Consider the following 14,095-nt stretch of genomic DNA (forward strand, 5'->3'; position numbering starts at 1 on the left):
ATTCATCGCTAAAGAATAGTGTATGTGTTATGATGTAAAAACCAGCTTAGAGGCGCAGTTAAAAAGAGCAAAGAGAAGTCAAGATTTAAAGGCGATTGAAGAGATTGTTGAGAAACTTGCACCGTTGACCGATTTACCGCTTCACCATGCATCAGGGTTTTCGCATCCTGAAGTTTTAATATATACTAATGATGATCCGTTTTATCCCATAGTAGCTACTTGGGGTCTTATTCCGCATTGGGTGAATAGTGTTGAACAACAAAAGAAAATTTGGAATAGTACTTTAAACGCTCGGGTAGAAACCATTTTCGAGAAACCCGCTTTTAGAGATGCTGCCAATGAAAAACGTTGCATACTATATGTTGACGGCTTTTTTGAGCATCACCATTATAACGATAAAACCTATCCTTTTTTTATCCGCCGAAAAAATAATGAACCTTTAGCGTTAGCTGCATTGTGGTCTGAGTGGATACACCCTGAACATAACGGTACTATCAATTCATTTTCAATTGTAACTACAGTCGGAAATGGTATGATGGCTAAAATTCATAATAACCCGAAACTGAAAGAACCACGTATGCCATTAATGTTGGCAGATGAGATGGAAGAGCAGTGGCTAACTTCATCTGCAGATTTTGAAAAAGAATTAGAAGGGCTGCTGAGCTCAAATAATAATGTGGTACTGCAAGCACATACCGTAGGCAAACTCCGTGGTAAAAGCTATGCAGGAAATATAGAATCAATTGCCCAAGAAGTAGTTTATAAAGAACTAGAACCAGAAGAACTTAATTTCTAAGCAATGGCATATAGTGAGTATTTAGCAGATAGGGTTAGACCTCGTTTAAAAGGCAAAGGTCATCTGGAGGAGAAGAAAATGATGGGCGGACTCACCTTTATGGTCAATGGTAAAATGTGCATTGGTATTATGTTCGACAAAAAAAGCGAAGAAGATAAGTTAATGGTGCGTGTTGGTAAATTGAATTATGAAGAACTACTAAACAAACCGGGTAGCAGACCAATGGACTTTACTGGCAAACCGATTCGTGGTTTTTTATTTGTAGGTCCCGATGGATTCGACACCGAAGATGATCTTGATTTCTGGGTAGAAAATGCTCTGGAGTTTAACAGACTTCTGAATCAATAAAGTAATGGTTTTAAAATCTGATTTTATGCCCTTTGAAATGATTAAATTTGACCTGTGAAAAACATTTTCCCTTTTTTGGAATGGGTTTCAACCTATAAAAAAGCTTACTTCATAAGAGATTTGTTGGCTGGTCTTACTGTGGGTATCGTATTAGTGCCACAAGGTATGGCGTATGCAATGATTGCAGGGTTGCCACCAGTTCATGGTCTATACGCTTCTTTATTTCCGATTCTTACCTATGCACTTTTAGGAACCTCGCGAAAAATAGCCGTAGGACCTGTTGCGATGGATTCTTTATTGGTAGCCGTAGGTTTGGGGACATTGGCAATTACCGGTGTAGAAAACTACATTATAATGGTCGTATTGCTTACCCTAATGGTGGGTTGCATACAGTTTTTATTAGGTGTTCTACGAATGGGGTTTTTGGTCAATTTTCTTTCTAAACCCGTTATTAGTGGCTTTACATCCGCGGCAGCGATTATCATTGTATTAAGTCAGCTGAAACATTTATTGGGTGTTTCTGTACCAGGTAGTAATAAAATCTATGAAACCGTTTTTAATATCTTTTATAAACTAGGTGAAATCAATTGGGTAGATTTTAGTATTGGTATTGTTGGTATAGCATTATTGCTGGGCTTTAAAAAATGGAATAAAAACATCCCAGGAATATTAATAATAGTAGTGCTAGGTATATTGGCTGTCTATCAGTTTCAGCTTGATGTTTATGGGGTTAAATTAGTAGGTGAAGTCACTAGCGGATTTCCATCTTTTGTAATGCCAACATTAGATATTGTAGACATGGAAAAATTAGCACCTATTGCAATTGCTTTGGCGTTGGTTGGGTATCTAGAAGCTATTTCTATTGGTAAGGCCATAGAAGATAAAACAGGTGAAGATACTATAGATGCTAATCAAGAATTAATAGCTATTGGTTCGTCAAATATTGTTGGGTCTTTCTTTCAAGGTTACCCAGTTACCGCAAGTTTTTCTAGATCTGCAATTAGTTACGATGCTGGTACAAAAACGAATCTTTCAGCAATATTCAGTGTTATATTGGTGGTACTGACTTTATTGTTTTTAACGCCGTTATTTCAATATTTGCCCAATGCAATCTTGGCAAGTATTATTATGGTATCTGTAGTAAAACTTATTGATATTGCTTACTTCAAACATTTATGGCTCAATAGAAAAGATGAGTTTTTTATAATGTTGATTACGTTTATAATCACACTATTTATAGGTATAACAGAAGGTATTCTAATTGGTGTGTTGTGCTCTTTACTATTAATGGTATATAGAACGTCTAAACCGCATTTTGTGGAGATAGGTAACATTGGTAATTCTGACTACTACAAGAATGTTATTCGTTTTGCAGATGAGGTGGTGGTGCGTAATGATCTTTTAATTGTTCGATTTGATTCGCAATTATACTTTGGTAATTCTGCCTATTTTAAAAAGCAGTTACTAAAACATATGAGAGCAAAAGGACCCCAATTAAAAGGGATAATTCTAAATGCTGAATCTATAAATTATATAGATGCTACTGCAGCAGATATGCTATCGAAGTTAATACACGATATTCGTGAAAGAGGACTACAATTTTTTATTGCAGGAGCAATTGGACCAACGCGTGATATCATTTTTAATACAGGAATCATTAAAGAATTGCAACGGGAGTTTTTATTTGTAAAAACGAAGGAAGCAGTGGATTTCTTTGATGATCCAAATGAAATTTCATTATTGGCCGCAAAAGTAGCTTATGAAAATAGTAGAATGGATAAAGCTAAAAGAAGTCTAAATTAAATAAATCTCGTACCTTAAAGGGGAAGGGATATTTTAAAATAAAAAAGTATAGAATGAATATAGAACAGATATATACCGGTTGTTTGGCTCAAGGAGCATATTATATTGAGAGTGATGGAGAGGTAGCAATAATTGACCCATTAAGAGAGGTGAGTCCTTATATTAAAAGAGCTGAGAACGACAATGCAAAAATCAAGTATATATTTGAAACCCATTTTCATGCAGATTTTGTAAGTGGGCACGTAACCTTATCGAAAGAAACTGGTGCGCCAATAATTTATGGCCCTACAGCAAAACCTTCTTTTGATGCTATCATTGCCGAAGACGGACAAGAATTTAAATTGGGTAAGATTACCTTTAAGGTGTTACATACACCAGGGCATACCATGGAAAGTACTACCTATTTGTTAAGAGATGAAAATGGTAAAGACCATGCTATCTTTTCTGGAGATACGTTGTTTTTAGGTGATGTAGGTAGACCAGATTTAGCACAGAAATCTGCAGACATGACGCAAGAGCAATTAGCAGGTACATTGTTTGATAGTTTACGTACTAAAATAATGCCGTTGGCAGATGATATTACCGTTTACCCAGCACATGGCGCTGGTTCTGCATGTGGTAAGAATATGATGAAGGAAACGGTTGATACTTTGGGTAATCAGAAAAACATGAATTATGCCCTTAGGGCAGATATGACCAAAGAAGAATTTGTGAAAGAAGTAACCGATGGTCTGTTGCCACCGCCTAAATATTTTCCTTTGAACGTAAAGATGAATAAGGAAGGGTATGAAGATATTGGAGATGTACTTGATCGTGGTAATGTTGAATTGTCGCCCGATGAGTTTGAAAAAGCAGCGAACGATACGGAAGCTTTGGTATTAGATGTAAGACATCAAGATGAATTTGTGAAAGGTCATATACCGAGATCTATTTTTATAGGACTTAACGGTGATTTTGCTCCGTGGGTAGGCGATTTAATTGCTGATACCAAACAGCCTTTATTATTGGTTATACCTGAAGGAAAGGAAGAAGAAGCAATTACTAGATTATCGCGTGTTGGTTTTGATTCTGCCATAGGATATTTAAAAGGCGGAATTGAAGCTTGGAAAGCTGCTGGTAAAGAAATTGACCAAATAACATCTATAACAGCATCAGAAGCTAAAAACCTTATTGATAAAGGTAATGTTGGTATTTTTGATGTTCGTAAAGATGGAGAATATCAAAGTGAGCACTTAGTAGGTGCAGTTCATACGCCGTTGAGTGAATTGAACAAGCATTTATCTGAATTTCCTGAGAAAGGAGAATTTTTAGTGCATTGTGCTGGCGGATATCGTTCTGTTATAGCATCGTCTATTTTAAAGAGTCGCGGAATCCACAATCTTATTGATGTAAAAGGTGGGTACGGAGCACTTAAAAATGAAGATTTAGAGAAGACAGACTATGTTTGTCCAACCACCTTATAGGTAGTAGTACTGAGCTTATAACGCAAATACGGCAGTAGGATTATTTCTTACATAGCTTTCAACAATACGCTGGGTTTCCAGCGTATTTTTTTGTGGCGTAATGAACATCTCAAGATCTTCAATTTGTGCTATGGTAACATCGGTAGGGGCGAACCCGTAACCGGCATAATTGTTTTCTCTGATGACAACAAATCCGTTTTCATCCATAGTTCTGCCGTTGGTTTTGATAACCAGCGTAGCTTCTACTTCTTTAATACTTTGTAAGGCATCTTGCACGCGTTGGTTGTATTCTTCTACAATATCTAAATCAGAACAAATACCTATGCATTGTTTAATTTTATAATGAGAGCAAACAGCCACATTTTCTTGTAGATGGCAATACTTAGGGCAAAGCTCAAAAGTGCTGCACAGGGTTTCTAAATACTGTCTGGCTTCGGTTGGACTATAACAAATAGCAACCGGATTCGGAGTCATCTTTATTTTATTGAACGCAAGGTGTATAATGCCGTTTCGGTCTTCGTAAGTGAAAATGCCGTATTGTTGAATAGACCTTTTTTGTGCACTATTGTATTTAGGGTAGTGGTGTTTAATTTCGGCAGATTCTTTTAGTAATGCAATTAGTTCATTACCGGTCTCCTCAAAATCTAATGAAGTAGTTTCTGCACAGAGGGTAATTTCCTTTGTTTTTTTATCATAAAAATGACCAAGCACTCTTTTCTTAATGTTTTTGGCTTTACCTACATATATGATTTTTCCCTTATTGTCTTTAAAATAATACACACCAGCAGTTGTTGGTAGTTTTAGATATTCCTCTTTTGGCAACCCGGGAGGTAAAGTAGCTTCTTGAGATTTTGAATTCAAGAATTGTTTAAAAACGGTGTCTGCATTTTCGGCTCTCAGTAATTTATGGAATAAAAGTACCGTAGCATGTGCATCGCCTCGGGCTCGGTGTCGATCTGTTAAGGGTATACCTAATGCAGCCGTTAATTTCCCTAAACTGTATGAATTATAGCCAGGCAATAATTTTCTTGATAAACGAACGGTACATAGTTTCTTTCTAGAGAAATCATGACCAAGTAATTTAAACTCATTTTTGATGACGTTATAATCGAAATTGACACTATGGGCTACAAAAATGGTGTCTTTGGTAATTTCTACGATCTGCGGAATCAGTTCTTCTAACAACGGAGCATTCCGTACCATGTCATCGTCAATACCTGTAAGTCCGGTTATAAAGGCGGGTATCGGGCATTCTGGATTTACCAAAGAAGTAAACTCATCAATGACCTCGTGACCATCATATTTAAAAATGGAAATTTCGGTAATTCGATTACCCTTTATGCCGTTTCCGGTAGTTTCTATGTCAATTATCGTATACAAAAAGAGAAGAATGATTTAGTACTGCAAAGTTAGCAGAAAATGCATTAATACAGGTACTTCTCTTATATGTTTGGCATTTAACTAAAATGTAGAAATGTATAAGTTTACTTGAGCGTATTTGCAAATAAATGTTGAGGTTATGCACTTTTAATACCAAGTAAAATATAGTGGTTATTACAGCGTAAAGATTGTGGTCTTCAAAAACAGCCAGATAAGATTTCTAGCTTTTAATACAATTTAAAATAAGTTGATGCTTGTAGAAGGTAAACAAACCAGTTTTAAAAAGGATTGTTTATATTTCTTGATGCTACTTTACAGAACTTACATTATCAATAACCGCTACTCCAAAATTGTTGCTGTCGGTGGTATTGTTTGATATTACTTTTTCAGCGTTATCTCGTACTACGTATTCTGAAACTAGGTCATAATCCTTGCCGCAAGAAGATAAACTTAAAAGGAAAATAACGGCTGCTACAGGGACGAAAAAGGTTTTGGTAGGGTATAATTTCATGTAATTGGTGGTAAAAATTATCTCGCTATTTTATTAGCGCATTTCGAAAATATTTAAACTTTATTCATTAACGACGAAAAGTTGGTTTTATTCGATGAAATGCACATAAATGTTATTAACACCTGTTGTTGATAACATATATAGGGTTTATTATAAGTGTATTGACTTATATTGTATATAAGATAGGGTTGATTTTTTTTATGAAATAAATGGAAAACTTCGCCCTTTATTCTCTTTACTGATCTATTTTCTAGAATTCTATCAATAATTGCCATGAAGACTTAGACTAAAAATATTTTAAGGTTTTAAATAGTGTATTAGCATTTGCTCTTTTGTTGTGTAGTTTAATAATACATAGTAGTTCAGAAACGGTTTGGTCATGATTTGCTTTCAGCCGTTTTATTCTTCCTTCGCCTAACCTTGTCATTATTTGTAATTTTTCTTGTATCGTGCACGATATTTAAATCTGTCCTTTTAAGGGAAAGACTTAATTGTGTAAAAGGCATTTCATCTTACTAGCGTATTATATGTGGACTAAAACTATGTGTAGGCAAAAAAATGAACAATACTAATAGTGGGTCTATTATAGTTAGTGAAGATATGTTGTGAAATTTATTTCATTAAAAGATAAAGGGGAGACAGATATTTGTCTAAGTAAATTTAATAAAACATCGAATTTAAAGATAGCTTGATGTTTAGGTAAACTTGAACTTAATAAATGAATGCATCTTTGTATCGAGTTTAGAGTACGTTTTGAGTTAGTAGAACTACCGATGCATCCTCATATGTGTGTCGGTTTTTTTATGCTCGAAATTAGAGGATAAGTAAAGTGGTATCTTGAGTGTAAATTAAAGTTGAACTCTAATCTCATTGATTTTAAAAACCTGAGTCCTTAGAAGGTTCTGAAAAATCTGAACGATTTTCTCTTGATTTTTTTCAGGTATACGACCGCCAATAATCCAGTTTTTCTTAACGAACTTTGTGCTTTCTAAATTAAACTCAGACTTCAAGAGAAGTAGTGCTTCATCGCGAGTTTCGTCGTTCATTTTACTGAACATTTGTCTTATATTTTCGGTCATGGTTGGTTTTGGTAGAATCCAAAAATAAATAAAAAAGCGTTTCAACTGCCTAATTAAATGAAATAGATATAAGCATGTTGATAACAATGTAATTCACATTTGTTGGTAACCTAGTTTTTGGTTGATTTTTAAATTTGCATTTAATGGTTTTACAGATAATGAGTTATATATAGTTTTCGTTGTAGTTAATTAATTATTGGAGTCTACAATTTTTTGAAACTTAATGTTGATTGTTGAGAAGAATTTTTATTAAAACGGAAGAATATTCATATAAAATGTAAATGGTAGGTAGTTCTTATTTGGTGTGTTTATAAAGATTGTCATTAAAAGTTAGAACTCTTTTATAATTTTCTTTCAATACATAAAAACAAGTGTGTTATTTTATGAAGAATATTTTCTTACAGTATTAAGATTCTAAGCATCCTTTTTTTGAAATTCTTTTATATTTTTTTTGATTTTCGTAAATCATCAGTAATAAATGTCTGATGTTGAGTTGATTTCATGCTTTTTAAATGAAATTTTAAATAATCAAAATTGACCTTTATATGATAAATATTAGTTTTTAGTAAAATTAATTTGTAAGTTTTATCTTGTTAAAAAAATTATAACGTATATTTAATATATAAAGTAATACGAAAAATTAATTGCTATGAAAGTTGACACAGTTTGTATTATAGACGACGATCCTATTTGTGTTTATGGCACTAAAATTCTTTTGAACCACAATAACTTTGTGAGTGCTAATATTCTAGTTTATGAAGATGGTTATGAGGCATTAAATAATTTAACTTCTCTTCTCAAAAGTGGGCAGAGAATGCCTGATATTATCTTACTAGATTTAAATATGCCGGTTATGAATGGCTGGGAGTTTTTGGATAAATTTCAAAAACTAACCTTTCGTAACAAACCACAGGTATTTATTGTCAGTTCTCACTTTGATCAATCTGAAATTAAAAAAGGAAGAAGTTATGAGTTGGTTCGTGACTTTATCTCAAAACCTTTAATAGCTAAAAATTTGAATGATATTATAGCTATGAGTAAAGTAGCGGTATAAATTGTACGAATAGATTAAAAGTAAAAAACCACCCAAAAGGTGGTTTTTATTAGTGGAGCGGAGACGACCTTACGTTAATAAAAGGTCTAGCAGACCTTTTTAGCATGGTGCGAGCTGATGTGCTGGCTTTCGAATCCTGCAGGTGTAACGAAAAAAACCACCCTAAGGTGGTTTTGTTTTGTGGAGCCGGAGGGATTCGAACCCTCGTCCAAACAAGCAATTAAAATGCTTTCTACATGTTTAGAATCTGATTAATTTTCGATGCGTACCTGACCAGAAGCCGCCCAATACACACTTATCTTCTTAAGATTTTGGTGGTGTCGCCAAAGCGAGCGGACACCCTTATGTTGACTTTTCTGGTGCTCCTATAAGAATCGCCATCAACAAGGGCTATTCAGGAACATCTCGCTTCCCTACCTGGTAGGGACGAGGCTAAATCCTACTATAATTCGGATTAAGCGGCAAGAGCGTAATTATTTTCGCCAATTAAAAGTGTGAAAAATGAGATTAACGAGCTGTTTCTCAGCGCTCGACATGCTTACATTCCAACTGGTCTCGCTGTCAAAACCGGTCGGCCCCAATATGTAAAAGAACTTCCTAATCTAAATAATAGCTGAATCAAATGAATCGACTTCAACTATTAAATAGTGGGCAGCAAAGCTAACAAAACTTTACGATCCCATATAATTTTTATTTTGACCGAAGCCAAGTGTTTCTAATTGCATAATTTAGTGCAATATTTATACCAAACCCATATGAAGTTCGGAATCATCAGAGAACGTAAGAATCCACCAGATAAGCGTGTTGTTTTATCTCCAAAAGCATGTCAAAAAGTCTTAAGTACATATACTAAGGCTGAAATTATTGTAGAACCGTCGCCTATTAGAGCATATACCGATGATGCCTATAAAGCTTTGGGTGTATCTGTAGCCGATGAAATGAATTCTTGTGAGGTGCTACTTGGAGTTAAAGAGGTGCCAATAGATGAGCTAATTCCGAATAAAAAGTATTTTTTCTTCTCACATACCATTAAAAAGCAACCTTATAATAGAGATTTGCTTCAAGCTATATTAGAGAAGAACATTGAAATGTATGACCATGAGGTAATTACCAACAAGCAAGAACAACGTGTTGTTGCCTTTGGTAGATACGCTGGTATTGTTGGTGCCTATAACGGGTTTCGTGCATACGGACTCAAATTTGACTTGTTTCAATTACCCAAAGCCAACGATTTAGAAGATCAAGAAGCGTTAATAAACGAACTAAAAAAAATAAAATTACCTGCTATTAAAGTACTACTTACTGGTAGAGGTAGGGTTGGTAATGGCGCTAGAGAAATGCTAGACGGTATGGGGATAAGAAGGGTGAATGTTGCAGAATACTTAGAAGAGACATTTAATGAACCTGTGTATTGCCAAATAGACGCTGGTGAGTATAACAAGCGTAAAGACGGAGTTCGTGGTAATAAAGCCGATTTTTTTGCTAACCCAGAGGAATATAAGTCTAATTTTTTCAGATTTGCCAAGGTGAGTGATTTCTATATTGCAGGTCATTATTTTGGTCAAGGTTCTCCATATCTTTTTACCCGTGAAGATGCCAAACATGAAGATTTTAAAATAAAAGTTGTTGCCGATGTCAGTTGTGATATTGACGGACCGGTAGCCTCTACCATTCGCCCCTCAACAATTGCAGATCCAATTTATGGGTATCACCCTGAATCGGAATCTGAAATCGATTTTAAAAACACTGACGCGATTGCCGTTATGGCCGTTGATAATTTACCGTGCGAATTGCCTAGAGATGCAAGTGAAGGTTTTGGTGAGGCTTTTATAAAAAATGTTATTCCTGCTTTTTTTAATAACGATAAAAACGGCGTGCTTGAAAGAGCGAGAATGACCCAAAATGGCAAGTTGACCGAACGTTATGCATATTTGCAAGATTATGTTGATGGTAAAGAATAGGTAGTGGTTTCATTTTAATTTATAGGCTGTTTTAATAGGAATCGTTTTTTGATTTCTAAACTGGTTACGGTAAGTACACCTAAGGTATATGCCAATAAATCTTGTATGCTAAAATAGTTTCCGAAGATTAAGTTTGCCCATTTAGAATGTTCTAGTCCGAAATAACTAAGCATACTCGTTAGCTGTAAAAATTCAATGACGTATGCGATTAGCAAGGTTACAATACCGATGGTAATATCATTTGCCTTCACGAAAGATTTAAAAAAGTAAAACATAAGAATGACCACAAGGTAATCTCCGAAAGTGTGTCGAATAAAGCCTGATTTCAAAAACACGGCAATTAAGATTTCGATTCCCAGCAGTGCAAGAAAGTATATAAAATAGATGTGGTTGAATTTGAATTTCATGTGTTGAATGTTTAAGCGTTTATTAAATAGATATAAAGCATACTTATTGGGTAATTCATAATCAGTAAGATAAGCACCATGGTATGCTCTTGTATATCCTTCGAATACCTAAGAACATTTACCAAAATTATAATCAACGCTATACAGGTAACGATGATATAGCTGAGATATAGCATAATTCCTATAACGGTGGTGATTTCATTTTCTGGTATTAAGCCAATGCACAGTAGCAAAGTCGAGACTAGAAAATACAATGAAACTACTCTCAAAATTCTACGGTTCCATTTATGTTTAAATAAAACCATCATTTAGTATCGGTTTTAGCTAGTTGGGCAAACGTATATTCTTGCCATGTTTTTTCTGATTGTAGGGTAAGGTATTCGTCATACTTTTCTTGAATACTAATATTTAAATCATAATTAACTTCTTTCTCTTTAGCATAGTCATATAATTGAATGCTATTGGTATCTCCTAAATCGATGAGGTAATGAATATCTGGATTTTCTAGTGTACTTAAATTAAAATACGTAATTGCTTTATCCCACGGCACTGCAGCGCTGAGTACTAAAAATGCAAACACTGTGGCAATATTGGTGCGTACTAAATAAACAAAGCTTTTTACTTCGGCTACTTTAATATAGGCTGTAATTAATCCGGTAAGGGTAAGTAGCAGATATACGAAAACACCAATGCGTTTATAGGTAAGACCCAAGGCTTCAACATAGGTAAAGTTCTTGTAAGATGTAAAGACAATTAGTATAATATTTAAAGAGATCCAAACATATGTAAGCGTTTTTATTTGCGTATTCTCTTTATGAAAATTGAGATTTCCTCTAAAGAAATAAAGAATTAAGATAATCGCTAGCACTATAGAAAACATAAGGGCATACACACCTTGATGTACAGATGCGGAGTATTCTGCATTAGAAATATCAGTTTTTTGGAACAGGTAAATTCCGTCGGTTACTAAAAAGAATACCAGTAAAAAATTAAGGGCGATAAATATAAATGAACCTAAGGTATGCTCACTTTCAAGTTGCTTTTTTTGACCTATTATTTCTATTTCGGTCGGAGTCTCCAATTCGTTTTTCTGAGATGCATCAACTGCTATTAATTCTTGTGCATCTAAAGGACGTAAAATGTTTAGAAATATAACATATCCCAGAAATGTGAAGAATACCCAAGGGAAACTAATAAAATCAAAAGAGATTTGGTCTACCAGATTTTCAAAAACAGGATTCGCATTCTTATAAAGCGTAGCAAATAAGATTAGTAGAATACCAGCAAAGAAGCCACCTTTTAAGCGGTTCAACAGTTTTGGTGAAGTCTCTTTTTTTACATCTTTTTCTTCTACTGAATTTTGTCTTTGAATGAAATTTGCGATAGACGCAACCAATAAATTAGTAAAACCAAGTAACCAAGAAAGGTATAATGAGGTTTTGCTTGATATGGACTTTCCTATAAACACCATTAATGCCATGAAATGAACAAATATGGTAAACCCCGTTGGGTTAATAAGTATAAAGATGGAAGTTAAAATATAGGTAAGTGCATAGCCCCAAGACATGGTTCTAGTTTCTTTTAAGGTAGAGACAAGCACTACCACTAAAATTGATATTAAGAATAGATTTAGACCAAAGCTTTTGCTGTAGAATAATAAACTGAAGGCTAAGGCAGATAAGATTGATTTTATATGAATATTCATAATATGATGTATTTAAAAGGTTATTAGTGATTTGATTTTTGTGATTATTAATAAGAGATAGTATCCAAGAATGAGATGCACTGTCTTACGGGATTTTGAAATTTTAGATAGTTCTAGTATCATGGATTTATGGAATTAAAAATGTGGATTTTATTCGTTGAATGGGTTGGTTTAGCAGTTTCTGAAACTCTAATTGATGAAAGGGTAGTGCAGATTTTCCACAGGTATATTTAGATATAAAGAACTTCCAATACTCCGGATACAGCATAGAGCCTATTAGTATTACGGTAAATAAGTAAAAACTTCTTTTTCCATTTCCCATTAAATAGAACTGCATGCTTATTTCTTCGGGTACCGTAGTTCCCGTGTTCGTGAGTACATGAAATACATCATGACTCTCTAGTTTGTCTTGCAACTGAAAGTTATTGGCAACAAGAAATTCACCCATATGATAGCCTAGAGAGTTGCTATGGTACTCTTTTAGCTCTTCAGCATTATATTGCCAAGCTTCATTTTTCTTGAAGTATTGATAGGGTGTCACGCTCCAATCATACAATTTTTCTAAAATGGCTGCTCTCATTATTTCTTATTTTAAAAGTACTTTGAAATTCAAAGTAAAATGATAAAAAAATATACTACTTACCTATGAGTTTTTCTAAAGCATTAATATGCTTCTTAAACTGTGCTTTGCCAAGTGGGGTGGCAGAATAACGTGTGTTTGGTTTACGACCAATAAATTGCTTTTCCACTTTTATATATTCCTCTTTTTCAAGCGCTTTGGTATGACTGGCTAAATTGCCATCTGTAGCACCTAAAAGCTCTTTTAGCATTTTAAAATCAGCATAATCGTTCACCATTAGAATAGACATAATGCCCAGTCTTATACGGTGATCAAAAGCTTTGTTTATGTTGTCAATTAAACTCATATATCAATAGCTAGCTAATCTTAATTTCTGTCGTACTTATAATACATCAATGCGCCATATAGAATATGGCAAACGCCAAACCCTAAAGCCCAAAAATACAATCCATATCCTATAAATTGAGTGCTAACCAATCCTATTCCAATAAAAGCTAAACCCATATATCTAACATCACCCATGGTATACTTGCTTGCATTTACACAAGCCAGACCATAAAAAATGAGTGTTGCAGGTGCCACTAGACCAGCTATACCTTGTTGCATAAGTACTAAACAAAAAAGTCCGCCAACTATTAACGGAATAGCGAAATTGAACACTAATCTTTTGCTGGTGCTGTCCCAAATTTTCTCTCCACTTTTTTTAGACTTCTTCAAGGTCATAATAAAACCGGTAATTACTGCTGCCACCAAAACGGCAATAGCAATTAAAGTTAGGTCGCTAACAGTTTCTGAACCCCAAAGTGACGAAGACCTACCTGAAAAATTTTCATAATTGGCAGCTGAGGTGTCTTTTAGCTTAACATAAGTAAAGCCAGCCCCAATTAATGCGTATATACCGGCGAGTACTCCAGAGAGTCCGCTTAATGAAATAAACCGTGAAGAACGATTCATTAAATTCTTGATTTCGGTAATATCGTTTAGATACTTATTTGTCTCCATATTAAA

General features: G+C 34.5%; 14 protein-coding genes, 1 other RNA gene and 1 pseudogene. 6 read left to right on the forward strand and 10 right to left on the reverse strand.

Going from position 1 to position 14,095, the window contains the following annotated elements:
* Nucleotides 1-22 precede the first annotated feature (22 nt).
* From BUC31_RS07545 to BUC31_RS07560, 4 genes are read left to right on the forward strand one after another with little or no spacing between them, the layout of a single operon-like run.
* Nucleotides 23-796, forward strand: a complete 774-nt coding sequence (locus BUC31_RS07545; RefSeq protein WP_073242699.1) for an SOS response-associated peptidase — start codon at nucleotides 23-25, stop codon at nucleotides 794-796.
* A gap of 3 nt (nucleotides 797-799) precedes the next feature.
* Nucleotides 800-1,144, forward strand: coding sequence for a TfoX/Sxy family protein (locus tag BUC31_RS07550; RefSeq protein WP_073242701.1), 345 nt, complete (start codon nucleotides 800-802; stop codon nucleotides 1,142-1,144).
* A 54-nt stretch (nucleotides 1,145-1,198) separates the two neighbouring features.
* Nucleotides 1,199-2,947 carry a SulP family inorganic anion transporter gene (locus BUC31_RS07555; RefSeq protein ID WP_073242703.1) on the forward strand — a complete coding sequence of 583 codons (1,749 nt, stop codon included), beginning with the start codon at nucleotides 1,199-1,201 and terminating at the stop codon, nucleotides 2,945-2,947.
* Nucleotides 2,948-3,000: 53 nt separating this feature from the next.
* The gene (locus BUC31_RS07560) at nucleotides 3,001-4,410 is read left to right on the forward strand and encodes an MBL fold metallo-hydrolase (protein ID WP_073242705.1); all 1,410 of its coding nucleotides are present in this window, start codon (nucleotides 3,001-3,003) and stop codon (nucleotides 4,408-4,410) included.
* A 15-nt stretch (nucleotides 4,411-4,425) separates the two neighbouring features.
* On the opposite strand, the gene BUC31_RS07565 is transcribed toward BUC31_RS07560, so the two are convergent.
* From BUC31_RS07565 to BUC31_RS07575, 3 genes are all read right to left on the reverse strand, one after another.
* Nucleotides 4,426-5,790, reverse strand: coding sequence for an exonuclease domain-containing protein (locus BUC31_RS07565; protein ID WP_073242707.1), 1,365 nt, complete (start codon nucleotides 5,788-5,790; stop codon nucleotides 4,426-4,428).
* A 307-nt stretch (nucleotides 5,791-6,097) separates the two neighbouring features.
* On the reverse strand, nucleotides 6,098-6,301 hold the full coding sequence (locus tag BUC31_RS07570) for a hypothetical protein (protein ID WP_073242709.1): 204 nt from the start codon (nucleotides 6,299-6,301) through the stop codon (nucleotides 6,098-6,100).
* A gap of 848 nt (nucleotides 6,302-7,149) precedes the next feature.
* A complete protein-coding gene (locus BUC31_RS07575) occupies nucleotides 7,150-7,380 on the reverse strand; it encodes a hypothetical protein (protein ID WP_073242711.1) in 231 nt (76 codons plus the stop codon).
* A gap of 649 nt (nucleotides 7,381-8,029) precedes the next feature.
* Here BUC31_RS07575 and BUC31_RS07580 point away from each other — a divergent pair.
* Nucleotides 8,030-8,434, forward strand: coding sequence for a response regulator (locus BUC31_RS07580; protein ID WP_073242713.1), 405 nt, complete (start codon nucleotides 8,030-8,032; stop codon nucleotides 8,432-8,434).
* 178 nt (nucleotides 8,435-8,612) lie between these two features.
* Here the strand turns inward: BUC31_RS07580 and ssrA are convergent.
* Nucleotides 8,613-9,013: a transfer-messenger RNA gene (ssrA, locus tag BUC31_RS07585) on the reverse strand.
* A 176-nt stretch (nucleotides 9,014-9,189) separates the two neighbouring features.
* On the opposite strand from ssrA, the pseudogene BUC31_RS20665 reads away from it, so the two are divergent.
* A pseudogene (locus tag BUC31_RS20665) lies at nucleotides 9,190-9,582 on the forward strand (alanine dehydrogenase); the annotation flags it as partial.
* A gap of 630 nt (nucleotides 9,583-10,212) precedes the next feature.
* On the opposite strand, the gene BUC31_RS20670 reads toward BUC31_RS20665, so the two are convergent.
* The 6 genes from BUC31_RS20670 to BUC31_RS07615 form a co-directional block, all read right to left on the reverse strand.
* Nucleotides 10,213-10,371, reverse strand: coding sequence for a hypothetical protein (locus BUC31_RS20670; RefSeq protein WP_396627749.1), 159 nt, complete (start codon nucleotides 10,369-10,371; stop codon nucleotides 10,213-10,215).
* A 38-nt stretch (nucleotides 10,372-10,409) separates the two neighbouring features.
* Nucleotides 10,410-10,802 carry a ribosomal maturation YjgA family protein gene (locus BUC31_RS07595; protein ID WP_073242717.1) on the reverse strand — a complete coding sequence of 131 codons (393 nt, stop codon included), beginning with the start codon at nucleotides 10,800-10,802 and terminating at the stop codon, nucleotides 10,410-10,412.
* 304 nt (nucleotides 10,803-11,106) lie between these two features.
* Nucleotides 11,107-12,507, reverse strand: a complete 1,401-nt coding sequence (locus BUC31_RS07600; protein WP_073242719.1) for a DUF4153 domain-containing protein — start codon at nucleotides 12,505-12,507, stop codon at nucleotides 11,107-11,109.
* A gap of 127 nt (nucleotides 12,508-12,634) precedes the next feature.
* Entirely contained in the window at nucleotides 12,635-13,087 is a 453-nt protein-coding gene (locus tag BUC31_RS07605; protein WP_073242721.1) for a Coq4 family protein, read from the reverse strand.
* Between the two features lie 55 nt (nucleotides 13,088-13,142).
* Nucleotides 13,143-13,433, reverse strand: a complete 291-nt coding sequence (locus BUC31_RS07610; protein WP_027064736.1) for a winged helix-turn-helix domain-containing protein — start codon at nucleotides 13,431-13,433, stop codon at nucleotides 13,143-13,145.
* Nucleotides 13,434-13,453: 20 nt separating this feature from the next.
* Nucleotides 13,454-14,089 carry a hypothetical protein gene (locus BUC31_RS07615; protein WP_073242723.1) on the reverse strand — a complete coding sequence of 212 codons (636 nt, stop codon included), beginning with the start codon at nucleotides 14,087-14,089 and terminating at the stop codon, nucleotides 13,454-13,456.
* Between the last annotated feature and the right edge of the window lie 6 nt (nucleotides 14,090-14,095).

Origin of the sequence: Maribacter aquivivus (genome assembly GCF_900142175.1) — a bacterium.
Taxonomy (GTDB): domain Bacteria; phylum Bacteroidota; class Bacteroidia; order Flavobacteriales; family Flavobacteriaceae; genus Maribacter; species Maribacter aquivivus.